Source organism: Flavobacterium sp. JAS (genome assembly GCF_020991455.1).
In the GTDB taxonomy this organism is placed as follows: domain Bacteria; phylum Bacteroidota; class Bacteroidia; order Flavobacteriales; family Flavobacteriaceae; genus Flavobacterium.
On sequence record NZ_JAJMOX010000004.1, the window covers coordinates 154608 to 170489 of the forward strand.

General features: G+C 31.0%; 15 protein-coding genes and 1 tRNA gene. 8 read left to right on the plus strand and 8 right to left on the minus strand.

Annotated features, from left to right (window positions below; translation table 11 throughout):
• Positions 1-64: 64 nt before the first annotated feature.
• The 3 genes from LPB88_RS06610 to LPB88_RS06620 all read right to left on the minus strand — a co-directional run bounded on the left by LPB88_RS06610 (position 65) and on the right by LPB88_RS06620 (position 3985).
• The gene (locus tag LPB88_RS06610; RefSeq protein ID WP_089354172.1) at positions 65-391 is read right to left on the minus strand and encodes a YtxH domain-containing protein; all 327 of its coding nucleotides are present in this window, start codon (positions 389-391) and stop codon (positions 65-67) included.
• Between the two features lie 91 nt (positions 392-482).
• Entirely contained in the window at positions 483-962 is a 480-nt protein-coding gene (locus LPB88_RS06615; RefSeq protein WP_230713825.1) for a hypothetical protein, read from the minus strand.
• Positions 963-1867: 905 nt separating this feature from the next.
• Positions 1868-3985 (minus strand): glutamine--tRNA ligase/YqeY domain fusion protein, encoded by a 2118-nt coding sequence (locus LPB88_RS06620; RefSeq protein WP_230713827.1) that lies wholly within the window; start codon positions 3983-3985, stop codon positions 1868-1870.
• Positions 3986-4092: 107 nt separating this feature from the next.
• Here LPB88_RS06620 and folB point away from each other — a divergent pair, with 107 nt between their 5' ends.
• Both folB and LPB88_RS06630 read left to right on the plus strand, forming a co-directional pair.
• Positions 4093-4452 (plus strand): dihydroneopterin aldolase, encoded by a 360-nt coding sequence (gene folB / locus LPB88_RS06625; RefSeq protein WP_089354167.1) that lies wholly within the window; start codon positions 4093-4095, stop codon positions 4450-4452.
• A 94-nt stretch (positions 4453-4546) separates the two neighbouring features.
• Positions 4547-4617, plus strand: a tRNA-Cys gene (locus LPB88_RS06630).
• Positions 4618-4934: 317 nt separating this feature from the next.
• On the opposite strand, the gene LPB88_RS06635 is transcribed toward LPB88_RS06630, so the two are convergent.
• Genes LPB88_RS06635 through rnr form a run of 3 tightly spaced genes read right to left on the minus strand, consistent with a single transcriptional unit; the run spans position 4935 to position 8499 of the window.
• Positions 4935-5612, minus strand: a complete 678-nt coding sequence (locus LPB88_RS06635; RefSeq protein WP_230713829.1) for a LysE family translocator — start codon at positions 5610-5612, stop codon at positions 4935-4937.
• A gap of 14 nt (positions 5613-5626) precedes the next feature.
• On the minus strand, positions 5627-6295 hold the full coding sequence (locus LPB88_RS06640; protein WP_230713831.1) for a head GIN domain-containing protein: 669 nt from the start codon (positions 6293-6295) through the stop codon (positions 5627-5629).
• Between the two features lie 23 nt (positions 6296-6318).
• Positions 6319-8499, minus strand: a complete 2181-nt coding sequence (gene rnr / locus LPB88_RS06645; RefSeq protein ID WP_230713833.1) for a ribonuclease R — start codon at positions 8497-8499, stop codon at positions 6319-6321.
• A 196-nt stretch (positions 8500-8695) separates the two neighbouring features.
• Here rnr and LPB88_RS06650 point away from each other — a divergent pair, with 196 nt between their 5' ends.
• The gene (locus LPB88_RS06650; protein ID WP_230713835.1) at positions 8696-8929 is read left to right on the plus strand and encodes a DUF2007 domain-containing protein; all 234 of its coding nucleotides are present in this window, start codon (positions 8696-8698) and stop codon (positions 8927-8929) included.
• Between the two features lie 858 nt (positions 8930-9787).
• A complete protein-coding gene (gene rpiB, locus LPB88_RS06655; protein ID WP_056196715.1) occupies positions 9788-10219 on the plus strand; it encodes a ribose 5-phosphate isomerase B in 432 nt (143 codons plus the stop codon).
• 151 nt (positions 10220-10370) lie between these two features.
• Here rpiB and LPB88_RS06660 read toward each other — a convergent pair whose 3' ends face one another.
• Positions 10371-10640, minus strand: a complete 270-nt coding sequence (locus tag LPB88_RS06660; RefSeq protein WP_230713837.1) for a DUF1294 domain-containing protein — start codon at positions 10638-10640, stop codon at positions 10371-10373.
• 116 nt (positions 10641-10756) lie between these two features.
• On the opposite strand from LPB88_RS06660, the gene LPB88_RS06665 reads away from it, so the two are divergent.
• Positions 10757-12880: a Tex family protein gene (locus LPB88_RS06665; protein WP_230713839.1), complete on the plus strand. Its 2124-nt coding sequence runs from the start codon at positions 10757-10759 to the stop codon at positions 12878-12880.
• Between the two features lie 106 nt (positions 12881-12986).
• Here LPB88_RS06665 and LPB88_RS06670 read toward each other — a convergent pair whose 3' ends face one another.
• Complete coding sequence (locus tag LPB88_RS06670; RefSeq protein WP_089354160.1) at positions 12987-13166, minus strand: twin-arginine translocase TatA/TatE family subunit; 180 nt, start codon at positions 13164-13166, stop codon at positions 12987-12989.
• A 211-nt stretch (positions 13167-13377) separates the two neighbouring features.
• Between LPB88_RS06670 and LPB88_RS06675 the strand changes: the two genes are divergently transcribed.
• From LPB88_RS06675 to LPB88_RS06685, 3 genes are read left to right on the plus strand one after another with little or no spacing between them, the layout of a single operon-like run.
• On the plus strand, positions 13378-13878 hold the full coding sequence (locus LPB88_RS06675) for a peptidase (protein WP_230713841.1): 501 nt from the start codon (positions 13378-13380) through the stop codon (positions 13876-13878).
• Between the two features lie 11 nt (positions 13879-13889).
• Positions 13890-15374 carry a GH3 auxin-responsive promoter family protein gene (locus LPB88_RS06680; protein ID WP_230713843.1) on the plus strand — a complete coding sequence of 495 codons (1485 nt, stop codon included), beginning with the start codon at positions 13890-13892 and terminating at the stop codon, positions 15372-15374.
• A gap of 6 nt (positions 15375-15380) precedes the next feature.
• Positions 15381-15767, plus strand: a complete 387-nt coding sequence (locus tag LPB88_RS06685; RefSeq protein ID WP_230713845.1) for a hypothetical protein — start codon at positions 15381-15383, stop codon at positions 15765-15767.
• Positions 15768-15882: the final 115 nt, after the last annotated feature.

A 15882-nucleotide genomic window follows, 5' to 3' on the forward strand; every position in this document is an offset into this window, starting at 1 on the left:
TTCTAAAATTAAAATAACCAAAACAATCATTAAAATCACATTGAGCTTTGTGCTTCCTGGATTATTATTTTTGAAGTTTAGCGTTTTGTGCTTTTAAATCAGCCAATTTAGATTCCAAAAAACTGATTACCTCCTCCGTTTTATAACTCATGTTCGAAAGTAATTCTCCATAAGTTCCATCTAAATTTTCTTTTGCGTGTGTAAACTTTTCACGTAACACTTCAGAACTTGCCGAAAGTGAATCCTTCAAATTATGAGTTGCATCGTCTAAACCTTCTTTAAGTTTAGCACGAGTTTTAGATCCTTTGTCAGGAGCAAATAAAATTCCGATCGCTGCACCAGCGGCTGCAGCACCCAAAATTGCTGCTACAGTATTTAAGTTCTTTGACATAATATTTAAATTTAAATGATTAATAAAGGTACTCTTTTTTTAAATTACAAATTGCCGGCTTAATATTATTTAATAAAAATTAACACTAAATTTAATACACGTAAGCTACAGCTTCATATTTTCCATCTGCTTTTTCAACAATGCTCACAAACGGATATCCACTTGAAGCCACTTGTGTTTTGATTCTCAAAGCAGTACTATTTTGATTTGCAATTGGCGGTTCTCCTTTTGTCTTTGTCGAGACTCCAGAAAAATTAGCCACTTGTTTTAAACCTATTGTCTTTTCCTGAGGCAAAACTGTTACCAACTTGTAATCTGATTTTGAATCTACTATAACTTTATCAGATATTTTTTTAGTCTGATTGGTTTGTTTATTTGTTAATTGTGAAACAGCATATTTGCTAATTTTATGTTCTTCGGCACTTCCGTTAAAAGAATAATAAACCAAATCATTTTCTAGTTTAATAAAATTAACATCTAGTTGTTCACCATTGTGTTTTGTAATTTGATGTGTTTGTGAAATTGCAATATTTGCAAATAAAATCGATAGCGTAAAAATGATACATTTCATAAATAAATAAATTTTAAATTGTTTATGGCCAAAAGATGAAAATCAAAATTTGAAACTATTAGCAAAAAATAATTCTATGATATTTAGCCATTATGAAATCATCCTGAAAAAATACTTTTACGCTGAAGTATTATCAAAATCAAATCACAATAAAAATTAGAACATAAAACAATTGGCAAGAATTAGTACTTAGAATTAAAACCAAAATCAAAAATGCTCTATTTTTAAACTTTGGCAAAAATCAATTTCGATTCTCAACTTTCGTTTCAAATTATTGAAAAATATTTTTCAAACTTGGCACTATGATAAAAATAGCAACTTTATAAACAATTGTATGTTAACAACCCGTTAAACTGAGAAAAATAACGGCTAAAATTAAAATAAAGATCTAAAATCAACGATTATTCAAAAGATGAGTTAAGAGATGGAAGAAATGAAATTATAGCTTAAAATTAATTTATGAAGGTCACTTTTAATCTAAAACATCTATAAAAATTAGCTTTTAAATAGATTTTGTAAATAATAAATTAAACCTTTCAAATATTAAAAATGATCACTAAAACTGATATTAAATCAAATCGCTAACTTTTGATTAAAATTTCAATTTTTAACCTAGATTTCAATAGAATTTAGAAAACAGATGAAATTCTCAACTTTATAAACAATTCGTTGTTAATAAACTCAAAAGCAGCCCAAAATAAGACATAAAACTAAAATAAAGCCTTTTTTTTAACGATTATTCGAAAGATGAGTTAAGAGATGGAAGAAATGAAATTATAGCTTAAAATTAATTTATGAAGGTCACTTTTAATCTAAAAAATTTATAAATTTTATACTTTTAATAGAAATTATAAATAATAAAAAAAGCGCTTATAAAAAGCGCTTTCTAATAGATTCTAATGATATTATTTTTTTACTAAGTCGGCAAGAATTTCAATTTCTCTTTCCGAAGCATTTTTTGGTGGATTTGAATTTAATTTTAAAATTTCTTCTTCAAATTGATTTCTGAAACTTTCATTTTCTAAATCTCTTAAATTCAAAAGTGCTTTAGATCGAACATAAGTAGATTCACTTCTAAGAGACATTGTATATAATTTTTTAATATCGTCTTCTTCAAAATCAGCAGATTTCAAAATTGAATATTTCAAAATAAATTGAGCAAACAACAACGAACCTTTATTATTGTTAATATTCTTCTTTAATGAATTTTGTAATAAAGAAAAACTTGAAACATTTTTGATGCTCTCCCCTATTGCACTTTCAATTGCAATACGTTCTGCTTTTGTTTCAGCTTTAAAATATTTATTGATGTCTTTTAAAGAATTATTGATACTGTTTTCTTCTTTTTTACCTTTTTCTTCCCATGCATCTTTTAATCCAACAGTTTTGTTAAACACTAATTTTGAAGCAGTTGAATCTTTATCAACAGTAAAATAGCCTAAACGTTGAAACTGAAATTTATCTTCGTTTTTAGCTGTTGATAAACTTGGTTCAACAAATCCTTTGATAACTTCTAATGAATTTGGATTCACAAAATCTAAGAAATTTTTCTCTTTATAACTGTCCGGTGCTTCATCTGTAAACAAACGATCGTACATACGAACTTCTGCTTCAACTGCATGTTGAATAGAAACCCAATGTAGTGTTCCAGATACTTTTCTTTGACTTGCTTCTGTCCCACTTCCACTTAAAGAATCTGTATCATAAGTGACATGAATCTCTGTAATATTTCCTTCTGAATCTTTTATAACACTTTCACCTTTAATGATATAAGCATTTTTAAGACGTACTTCTTTTCCTAATGTCAAACGGAAAAATTTCGCAGGAGCTTCTTCAAGAAAGTCTTCTCTTTCTATATATAATTCTCTAGAAAATGGTACTTTTCTGAAACCTGCATTCTCATCTTCCTGATTATTTTCGGCTTCAAGCCACTCCTCTTTTCCTTCTGGATAATTTGTAATTACCAATTTTACAGGATCTAAAACAGCCATTACACGAGGTGCAATTTTGTTCAAATCTTCACGAATACAAAATTCTAAAACCGATACATTTATCAAATTATCACGTTTTGCAATACCAATTGTGTTAGCAAAATTACGCAATGAAGCAGCTGTATAACCACGTCTTCTTAATCCGGAAATTGTTGACATCCTAGGATCATCCCAACCGTTAACATGCTTTTCTTTAACTAGTTGCTGTAATTTTCTTTTACTAACAACAGTATGTGATAAGTTACGTCTTGCAAATTCTCTTTGCTTTGGACGTAGTTTATTATTGTCTAAAATCTGATCTAAAAACCAATCGTATAATTCACGGTGAGGCAAAAATTCAAGTGTACAAAATGAATGTGAAATCTCTTCTAAATAATCACTTTGTCCATGTGCCCAATCATACATTGGATAGATTTTCCAATCGTCTCCGGTTCTATGATGATGTCTGTGCAAAATCCTGTACATGATAGGATCACGCATCAACATATTAGTAGATTTCATATCTATTTTTGCACGAAGAATATGAGTACCAGCCTCAAATTCACCGTTTTTCATTCTTTCGAATAAATCTAAATTTTCTTCAACAGAACGATTTCTATACGGACTATCAGTTCCAACAGTCGATGGAGTTCCTTTTTGAATCGCCATATCTTCAGAAGATTGACTATCAACATAAGCTTTATCTTTTTTAATTAATAAAACCGCCCAATCATACAATTGTTGGAAATAATCTGAAGCATAACGTTCTTCTGCCCAGGTATACCCTAGCCATTCAACATCTTTTTTAATGGCGTCAACAAATTCCTGTTCTTCTTTTTCAGGATTTGTATCATCGAAACGTAAATTCACAGGAGATTGATAATCAATTCCTAAACCAAAATTTAATGCAATAGAACTTGCATGACCAATGTGTAAATAACCATTAGGTTCTGGTGGAAAACGAAAATGAAGTTTATTTTGTGAAAGACCTGATTTAAGATCTTCTTCTATGATTTGTTCAATAAAATTGAGTGATTTCTCTTCTGATGCCATTATTTTATAGTAATTTTAGCAAAGATAAAAAAAAGGTTTCAGGTTTCAGGTTTAAAGTTACTTAACTAGCATTAAACCTGAAACTTTAAACTTTAAACAATAAGAAAATGGGAGTTATAAAATTAAAAAACATTCGCACTTTTTCATACCACGGATGTTTAATTGAAGAAGGAAAAATTGGATCTGATTATACTGTAGATCTAAAAATTAAAGCAAATTTACAGAAATCAGCTCAAACTGATCATTTATTAGACACGGTCGATTATGTACATTTAAACAAAATTGTTGAAGAAGAAATGGCAATTCGTTCGCATTTATTAGAACATGTTGCTAAAAGAATCAATATTCGTGTCTTGGCAGAGATCGAAACTGTAGAAAAAACGACTGTTTGGGTTTCTAAAATAAATCCTCCTATAGGTGGTGATGTTGAAACAGTTACTATAAAAATGACAGAAACCAGAAAGTAAATCTTTCAAATAAAAAGGTAATTTTTTAAAATAGTTACTTTTAAAGTTTTGAAATTTAAAGATTTTAGTTACTTTTGCCATCCGTTCAAGTAATGGCGTCGTGGCCGAGCGGCTAGGCTGGGCTCTGCAAAAGCTCCTACTCCGGTTCGAATCCGGACGATGCCTCAAAAACCTTCAAAGCAATTTGAAGGTTTTTTTTATGTTTAATTTTTTGAAAAAATTAGATAAAGATTTACGTTCAAATCCGGACGATATTTATAGAAAAGATACAAAAATGTTTTTTTTTTATGTACTTAATTTTCCACAATATTGTCATTTCGACGGAGGAGAAATCCTCGTAAGTAACTCCGCAACGAAAATCCAATCTTTGTCGAGCTTCTTGCGAGGATTTCTCCTCCGTCGAAATGACAAACTTTGCTTTTAAGCATAAAAAAAACCTCTCAAATTGAGAGGTTTTAATTTATATCTTCAGTTGTTAACAACTACTTTTCAATCTTCTCAAAAGCGTTTTTAACCATTTCTTTTTCTTTTGGAAACCAACCCTGGATCATTAAAACAAGACCAAAAATCATTAAAACAATACTAATTACTTTTTTAATTTTTAAAATATTAGTTGGTGTCATTTTAGATTTTAACTGTTTGGCTAATAATATTTTAATACAATCAACTACCAAATAAGTAATAATAACTGCAGTAAAAAAAGTAAACATTCTTGTATTTTGCATCTCTAATTTTGGTCCTACAGAGATAATAACTGCTAACCAAAAACCAAGTACACCAATGTTAATAACGTTCAATAAAAAGCCTTTTACAAACAAACTAGCGTAGTTTCTTTTAATAATGTCACGATCAATTTCTTCGTCATTAATTTTTTCTTCTTTCTTTAATTTTACGAAAGAAATAATACCATAAGCCAGCATAATAATACCGCCAAAAATAAAGAGTGCCGGTTTATCTTTTAAACTCTGAATAAGTCTGTAACTTCCTAAATAAGCGATTGCTATAAAAAAAATATCACCTAACACTACTCCAAGATCAAAGACTAATGCAGCTCTAAATCCTTTTGTAATACTGGTTTCAAGTAGTATAAAAAATACTGGACCTACCATAAAACTTAAAAAAAGTCCCCATGGCAGTCCAGCCAAAATATCATTTATCATTCAAATACAATTTGTTATTTTACTTCTTCGATTTTACCTCCAAAGACTGTTTTTTGATTAATTTGTTTCGGTTTTCCATAAATGTAAATAGAGCCTCCTGCGCTTACTTTTGCATCTACAAGGGTAGAAGCATTCACATCTGCTTTTCCGCCCGCAGAAACGCTTACAGTAGTTTGAGACGTGTTTAATTTACTAGCTAATAAATATCCTCCCGCACCTAAACTTGCATCCTGATTTGCCGCTTTACCGTACAAAGTTATAGAACCTCCTGAAACTGAACTTACTTTTAGTTTATCAACATCTAAATTAGCATCAATTGTTCCCCCTTCCTGAGCACTTACTTTAAATGAAGTAGCTTTTATAGCTTCTTTACTAGTAACATTTGCACCTTCGTTAACATCAATAAGTTCTAAATGTTTATAATACACGGTAATATCAAGATCATTTCCTGATAATAGTTTTGGAAAAGGCATTCTTAGTTTTAATAAACCTTTCTTGTTAACAACTTCAACTTCTGCTTCACGAGCACCTTTAATTACAATCTTATTCTCTGAAGACTGGACTAATTTTACACTTAATTTATCAAACACTTTAACGGAATCAAAATCACCTAATTCTTTGGTTACCTGACCAAAAGACATCTGAACAAATAAAATTGCAGCTCCAATAATTAACTTTTTCATACTTTTATTTTTTAATTAAACCTCTATTCTGCTCTTCTTAAAAAATGAAAATCTAATTGTTTTTTAACTAAATCAGCATTTTTTACTTTTACGTAAATTTCATCTCCTAATTGTAATACACTGTTTGAAGTTGCTCCAACCAAAGCATATTGCTTTTCATCGAAAGTATAATAATCATCTTTGATTTCTCTGATTCTTACCATTCCTTCACATTTATTAGAAACAATTTCAACATAAATTCCCCACTCAGTAACTCCAGAAATAACTCCAAGGAATTCTTCATTCTGGTGATCCTGCATGTATTTAACCTGCATGTATTTAATACTATCTCGTTCAGCATTAGTTGCTAAACCTTCCATATTTGAACAATGTAAACACTTTGTTTCATAAACTTCTTCATCTACAGAAGCGCCATTATCTAAATAATATTGCAGCAATCTGTGTACCATAACGTCTGGATAACGACGAATTGGCGAAGTAAAATGACTGTAATAATCAAAAGCTAATCCGTAATGACCAATATTATCTGTCGAATATTTGGCTTTACTCATACTTCTAATAGCAAGAGTATCAATTAGATTTTGTTCTTTTTTACCATTAACTTCTTCCATCAAAGCGTTCAATGATTTCGAAATATCTCCTTTGTTTCTAAAATCTATTTTATAACCAAATTTAGCAATTACAGCTTGCATCGCAATTAATTTGTCTTCGTTTGGTTCATCGTGAATTCTGTAAACAAATGTTTTCTTTTGTTTACCAATGTATTCAGCCACTTTTCTGTTAGCCAAAAGCATGAATTCTTCAATAAGATGATTGGCATCTTTTGAAATTTTAAAGTAAACTCCTTCTGGTTCACCTTCAGCATCCAGATTGAATTTTACTTCCACTTTATCAAAAGAAATAGCACCATTTGCCATTCTTTTCTTTCTTAAAATCTTAGCTAATTCATCTAATTTTAAAGTTGCATCTACAATTTCATCTGAAACAACATAAGATTCTCCGGTAATCGAAATATCAACTGGAATCGTATTGTCTTTTGTTTCAATGATATATTGCGCTTCTTCATAAGCAAATCGTTGATCTGAATAAATTACTGTTCTACCAAACCATTGGTTAATAACTTGTGAAGTTGGTGAAACTTCGAATATTGCCGAGAATGTATATTTCTCTTCATTTGGACGTAATGAACATGCAAAATTAGATAAAACTTCCGGAAGCATTGGCACTACTCTATCTACTAAATAAACCGAAGTTGCACGTTGATAAGCTTCATCGTCTAAGATTGTTCCTTCTTCTAGATAGTACGAAACGTCAGCAATGTGGATTCCGATTTCATAGTTTCCGTTCTCTAATTTTTTAAAAGACAAGGCATCATCAAAATCTTTTGCATCTTTTGGATCTATCGTAAACGTAAGTGTATCACGCATATCTCGACGCTTTGCAATCTCTGATTCCTGAATCGAAGTATCTATTTTTTGAGCATAAGCCTCTACTTCTATCGGAAAATCTGACGGCAAACCATATTCGGCCAAAATAGCATGAATCTCAGTATTATGTTCTCCTGGTTTTCCTAAAACTCTAATCACAGATCCAAACGGACTATCAGCTCTTTTTGGCCAATCTTCAATGGTAACTAAAACAACATCACCATTTTCTGCTTCTCCAATTTTATCTTTTGGAATAAAAATATCGGTATACATTTTAGGATTTGCGGTAGATACAAAAGCAAAATTTGCCTGAATATCTATAACTCCAACAAAGTCTGTTTTGTTTCTTTCTATAACTTCAATAACTTCACCTTCAGGTCTTTTACCTTTTCTACGGTTATAAACATAAACCTTTACTTTGTCTTTATCTAAAGCACGGTTTAAGTTATTGGTCGGGATAAAAACATCTTCGGTAAACTCGTCACAAATAAAATATGCCGTTTTTCTGCTCGTCATATCAATTGTTCCTTCGTAATAATCCTGACTAATAGCTTTGATTAAATATTTACCCGGTTCTGATTCTATAATCTTTTTTGAAGCAGCCAGAATTTTTAAATCTTTTATAATCTGATTTCTGCTTTTTGTATCATCAAGTTCTAACTTTGCTCCTATTTGTTTGTAGTTGAATGCTTTATTTGGGCTTTGCGATAAAATTTTTACTATTTTACTTGAGAAATCTTTCTCATTTTTTATCGGCTTTCTAATTTTCTTACTCATATATCTTTTCTTAAAAAGTTAAAATTACAAATAAGATATCAGATTATAGATTTTAACAAATAAATTATTAAAAAAATAACTTTCAAAAGTAGATATTTATTGATTTTCATAGGTCATTTGTAATTCGCATATTTAAATTAGTGCAAGCAACAAATTTTAGTAATACTCATTTCGTATCTTTACTAAAAGACCTTTTATGGAAACCTTTAAAACCATTGCAATATTCAATTATCAGCACGAAACAGTTGTTCTGAAACACTTATTAGAGCAAGAGGAAATCCCATATTATTTTGAAAACGAAATGACGCTTTCAGTCGTTCCAATGTATACTTCGGCGCTGGGTGGAATTAAACTTAAAATTCATCCAAACGATTTCGAAGAAGTTCAGCGAATTCTGGACAATCTTAATAACCCTCTCAAAATTGTTTAAACCATTCTATTTTTCAATTTAAAAAAATTAATTTTCTTTTTAAACTTTCAAAGTTGTCAACATATATTAAATACAACAAAAAGAAAAATTTAAATTAAATTAATTTTTGGTTGTTATTATAGCTTGTTAATATGTCATATAAATTTATTTTTAAAAGTATTGAAATGAAGTTTCTCTTAGTTATCTTGAGTTATCAACATACTTATATTTAGTTAAACGATTAATTTATAAGACTTTTTGTATTTTAATTAACAACGGTTGACAACTAAAAATGAATTGATTTTGTAGATAAGTTAGTATGTTGATTTTTGTTGAAAATGGCATTTTTGATATTGATAACTTTTCTAAAAATTCATGAAACTTTATTAGGTTATTTCATTCCGGTTTTGGATTAGGTTTTTTTTTGACACAACCAAAAAAAACTTCTAATTTTCTATCTTAACTTATTAACAAATTATGTTAACTTAAAGTTAACTGAATATCAACTAATTAGGTTTTAGTATTAACATTTTAAAATTTTAACAAAATATATGTTTATTTCTAATTGATCCTCAGATAATTATAGAGATATTAAAATTGTTAATAACGCTAAGATTTTGATATAAAGCTATTTGCAAAAACGTTTAATTTAACCGCAAAGAGCGCCAAGATTTACGCAAAGTTAATAAAGTTTGAATCTACTATATATGTATTAATCTGTGGAAAAAGATCTCCAAGTTTTTAGCCACGAATTTCACGAATGTACACGAATTCTATTTTAAAAGTTGAAAAGGAAAAAATTAGTGATAATTCGTGAAATTCGTGGCAAACATTTTTTAATTGATTAAATTTGCACAACACAACTAAATAGTATTTACAATGAAAATTTCGATAGGAAACGACCACGCAGGACCAGATTACAAAAAAGCAATCGTTGCGATGCTTAAAGCAAAAGGATATGAAGTAACCAATTACGGAACAGATTCTGAAGATTCTGTTGATTATCCGGATTATGGTCACCCGGTTGCAAATGATGTATCTGAAGGCAAAGCTGATTTTGGAATCGTAATCTGCGGAAGCGGAAACGGAATTGCAATGACTGTTAATAAACATCCAAAGGTTAGAGCCGGTTTATGCTGGACTAAAGAAATTGCTTATTTAACCCGTTTGCATAATGATGCTAATATTGTGAGTATTCCGGCGCGTTTTACATCGATTCCGCAAGCAGTAGAAATTGTTGAAACGTTTTTAACAACTGCTTTTGAAGGTGGAAGACACCAAAACAGAGTGAATAAAATAGCTTGTTCGTAAAAAGTCAAAAAAAAACGGGTGCTTCGCACCTATAAATAAACACACCGGGCGGATTTTTAAAATTCATCCGGTTTTTTATTTAATAACTTTAAAATCAGTTGATTGTATTTTTAAATTTGGCCTATTTTGAAGTTATTAACAATGAAAATGTTTATATTTTACGGGTTAATTTCAGATAAATCAATACAATTTGAAGTAAAAGAATTATTCCAAATTTTATAATAAAAGAAGATTTACTCGTTTTATGTCTAAACGATAACATTGCTAACAATAAACCAACAGAACCACCAAAAAAAGCTGTCGCAAATAGTGTATTTTCTGGGATTCTTTGTTTATGTTTCACGGCTAGATATTTATCATATCCGGCTAAAACAAACGCAATGATATTTACAATAAAAAAATAGAGTAATAAAATTTCCATTAGGTAAAAATTAAAAACAAAGATATTATTTTAGCGGAATTATTGATAGATTTATTATTTAGTTTTAACAAGTAAATTATATCATTTTACAATCAAGAAATTATCTCATTAAAAGTATGACTAATATTCAATTCATTGCCAAGACTGTTCAAACAGCAGCGATTAACATTCAAAATACGGTAAAATTATTAGAGGAAGATTGTACGATTCCGTTCATTTCCCGCTACCGAAAAGATACAACCGGAAATCTTGATGAAGTTCAAATTGAGCAAATTGCAAAACTTCATAAAGAATATGAAGCAATTGTAAAACGTAAAGAAGCGGTTTTAAAATCGATCGAGGAGCAAAAAGCACTTACGCCAGAATTGAAACAAAAAATTGAGCAAAGTTTTGATTTACAAGAGATAGAAGATTTTTATTTGCCTTATAAAAAGAAGAAAAAAACAAAAGCCGATGTTGCGCGCGAATTTGGTTTAGAGCCTTTGGCAAAAATCATTATGTCGCAAAACGATGTTGATGTTGATTTTATTTCGACACAATATTTAAATGATAATGTAATTAATGAAGAAGCAGCGATTCAGGGTGCAAGAGATATTATTGCCGAATGGATTAATGAGAATATTTATGTTCGTAAGCAATTGCGAAGATTGTATCAGCGAAAAGCAACAATTGGGACAAAAGTTGTAAAAAAGAAAAGTGAAGAAGAAGGAGCTCAAAAATTCAGTCAGTATTTTGATTGGGAAGAACCTTTGACAAAAGCGCCCTCGCACCGTTTGTTAGCAATGCTTCGTGCAGAAAACGAAGGTTTTGTAAAGATGAAAGTAGATGTTGATATCGATGAAGCTTACGATATTATTGACGAATTGATTATTAAAAAACAAAATAGTACAACGGCTCATTTGCAATTGGCTATTGAAGATAGTTACAAACGATTGCTGAATCCTGCAATTGGAAATGAGACTTTACAGGAAGCAAAAGCAAAAGCGGATGCGAATTCGATTCAGGTTTTTGCTAACAATTTAGGACAGTTATTATTAGCGCCGCCTTTGGGCGAAAAACGTATCTTGGCAATCGATCCGGGATTTAGAAGCGGTTGTAAAGTAGTTTGTCTGGACGAAAAAGGTGATTTATTATATAACGAAACCATTTATCCGCATGCACCTCAAAATGAGGAAACAATGGCAATTAAGAAAATCCGTTCGATGGTAAATGCCTATCAGATAGACGCAATTTCTATTGGAAACGGAACTGCTTCGAGAGAAACCGAATTTTTCATAAAAAAAATCGCGTTTGAAAAACCGCTACAAGTTTTCATCGTTTCTGAAGCTGGAGCTTCGGTTTATTCGGCTTCAAAAATTGCGCGTGAAGAGTTTCCTAATTATGATGTTACGGTTCGTGGATCAGTTTCTATCGGAAGACGACTTTCAGATCCTTTGGCAGAATTGGTGAAAATTGACCCAAAAGCGATTGGAGTTGGACAATATCAACATGATGTGGATCAAACAAAATTAAAAGATGAGCTTGATGCGACGGTAATTCGCTGCGTAAACTCGGTTGGAATCAATATTAACACAGCAAGTAAACATTTACTAAGTTATGTGAGTGGAATAGGCGAGAAGCTGGCGGAAAATATCGTACAATATCGCTCAGAAAATGGTCCGTTTGAGGACAGAAAACAGCTAAAAAAAGTGCCTCGCTTAGGCGAGAAAGCGTATCAGCAAGGCGCGGCTTTTATTAGAATTTCGAATGCTAAAAATCCGCTGGATAATTCGGCAGTACATCCGGAAGCATATCCGGTTGTTGAAAAGATGGCAAAAGATTTAAATCTTTCGGTAAACGACTTAATTGCTAACAAAGACAAAACAGCCTTAATTAAGCCCGAAAAATATATTACTTCTGAAATTGGTTTGCTTACGCTAAAAGATATCATAAAAGAGCTTGAAAAACCTGGATTAGACCCAAGAAAGTCAGCGAAGGTTTTTGAATTTGATGCAAATGTAAAATCTATCAAAGATTTGAGAACCGGAATGATTTTACCTGGAATTGTCAATAACATCACCAATTTTGGCTGCTTTGTTGATATCGGAATCAAAGAAAGCGGATTGGTTCACATTTCTCAACTAAAAGCTGGTTTTGTGAGTGATGTAAACGAGGTAGTTAAACTTCATCAACATGTTGATGTTAAGGTTACTGAGGTTGATGAAGATAGAAAGAGAATTCAGTTGACGATGGTATTATAAAATTTCAAAAAAAATTAAATTCCAAATTCCAATTGGGTTGATAGAAATAAAAAAATCCCAAATTACATATGATTGTAATTTGGGATTTTTAATAACTTGAAGGTTATTATTTCGTTTCTTCCTCTTCTTTTTTGGTAGCAGCAGGTTGATCGTCTTTAGCAGCGTTTTTGAATTCTTTGATTCCGCTTCCTAAACCTTTCATTAATTCTGGAATTTTTTTACCTCCAAAAAGTAAAATCACAATACCTACTATTACAAGGATTTCTGTAAGACCTAATCTTCCCATGATTGTATATTTAATGCCGAAGCAAATTGTTTTCTAAATTATACCGCAAAGGTATATAGAAATATACGAACAAGAAGAGTTTTTAGATTAAAATATTTGTAATTAGCAACGTTAAATATTTTATAAAATCGTAAATTAAGCGGATTCGTTCAAATTTTACCAGCATCAACAAGACTATTAATTATTATATTTGCTTACATAAAGAACCACAATGACTAAGAAGAAATTCGATTTTAGAAAAAAATTATTTATCAAAAACCGATTGGTCATTTTGAATGAAGATACTTTTGAAGAGATTTTCTCATTTAAATTAACCTTGATGAATGTATTTGTTATTTTCTCTTTAGGCGGAATTTTTCTGATCTTAATTACCACTTTTATTATTGCTTTTACACCTTTAAGAGAATTTATTCCAGGATACTCTTCTTCTCAATTAAAAAAGAATGCAACAGAATTAGCCATAAAATCTGATTCGTTAGAAACGGCCCTGAAGAAGAATGAAGCTTATATAAATGGAATTCAAAAAGTATTGAGAGGCGAATTAGAATACGCAAAATTCAATAAAGATTCTATTTTAGCCGAGGTTGATGAACCTTCAGAAGTGAATATGAAAGCCTCTGAAGAAGAAATTAAATTAAGAGAAGAAGTGGTAAAAGAGGAGAAGGTGTCTGGAGAAAAATCACCAAGTAAAAACAAAAGTGACAAGAAATAATACGGAAGAAAATGTCTATTAAATCAGTAGCAGCAAAACTGTTTGCCAGCAAAATATACTACGATACTTTGGCTTGGGCCAATAAACCGGTAGAAACGCAACAAAAAATATTTAAAAGCTTAATTAATAGCGCAAGTGAAACCGAATTTGGAGTAGATCATCATTTTGATAAAATAAAAACAGTTCATGATTTCAAAAAACGCGTTCCGATTCGGGATTATGAAGATCTAAAGCCTTATATCGACAAAGTTCGAATGGGCGAAAAAAATATTCTTTGGAAAGGGAAACCATTATATTTTGCGAAAACTTCAGGAACAACTTCCGGTGCAAAATATATTCCGTTGACCAAAGAGTCGATGCCGTATCATATTGAAGCTTCGCGAAATGCGATTTTGCATTATATCTATGAAACCGGAAATGCCGATTTTGTTGACGGAAAAATGATTTTCCTGCAGGGAAGTCCTATTTTAGTGGAGAAATACGGAATCAAATTTGGAAGATTGTCTGGAATTGCGGCACATTTTGTTCCAAGATATCTTCAAAAAAATAGATTGCCTTCTTTACAAACCAATTGCATTGAAGATTGGGAGACTAAAATTGATGCTATTGTCGAGGAAACCATAGAGCAGGATATGAGCATTATTTCCGGAATTCCGTCTTGGGTTCAAATGTATTTTGAGCGTTTGCAGGAAAAAAGCGGAGGAAAGAAAATAGGCGACTTATTCAAAAATTTCAATTTGTTTATTTATGGCGGAGTAAATTACGAACCGTATCGGGCAAAGTTTGAAAACATGATTGGCAGAAAGGTAGACAGTATTGAATTGTTTCCGGCTTCTGAAGGATTTTTTGCCTATCAGGATTCTCAAAAATTAAAAGGAATGTTACTGTTATTGGATTCAGGAATTTTCTACGAGTTCATTAAAGCTGACGAATTTTTTACAGAAAAGCCAAAAAGCTATACTATTGGAGAAGTTGAACTTGGTGTAAACTATGTTTTGATTATTTCGACAAATGCAGGACTTTGGCGTTATAATATTGGTGATACTGTTCAGTTTACCACTTTGTTTCCGCACAGAGTTATTGTTTCGGGTAGAATCAAACATTATATTTCGGCTTTTGGAGAACACGTGATTGCCAATGAAGTCGAAAAAGCGATGAAGGAAGCAACCGAGGGAACCAAAATTGTAATCAACGAATTTACAGTAGCACCACAAATTAATCCGTCAAGCGGATTGCCGTATCATGAATGGTTGATTGAATTTGAAACCGAACCAGAAGACATGGAAGTTTTTGCAGAAGCAATTGACGACGCAATGAGAAAACAAAACATTTATTACGACGATTTAATTACCGGAAGCGTTTTGCGAAAAGTAGTTGTAACCAAAGTTTCTAAAAACGGTTTTCAGGATTATATGAAATCTCAGGGAAAACTAGGCGGACAAAACAAAACACCGAGATTATCGAATGATAGAAAGATTGCGGATAATTTGAAGTAGAGAAAATTGGGAGATCATATATCATATGAACAAATTAGAAATCGCGAATGTGATTTCATAGTTCAATATCGTTTTTTTTCATCAGAAGAAGGAGGAAGAGAAACAAGTCCTACGCAGGGATATCGTTCAGATTTTATGTATTCTGGTGATGAAAATATAAAACAGTTATGGATGATTTGGCCTGAATTTTTAGATAGTGAAAATAATGTAATTCTAGATAAATCAACACCAGTTCCAATATCCGGGAAGGCAAAAATGTGGATACTAAATGAATCACTTCGCGAAATACACACAGAACGAATTAAAATTGGGCTAAAAGGTTATTTTGTAGAAGGCCCCAGAAAAGCAGCGGAATGCGAAGTTATTCAGATTGTACATTTGAATTTGAAATAAATGTTACTAAATACAGACATTGACAGATTTCAATTAAAATAACATTAATAATTCCTAATTTCGTTTAATAAAAAAGATATTACATCTTCTGAAAAAGAAGATTTTTAAAATAAAA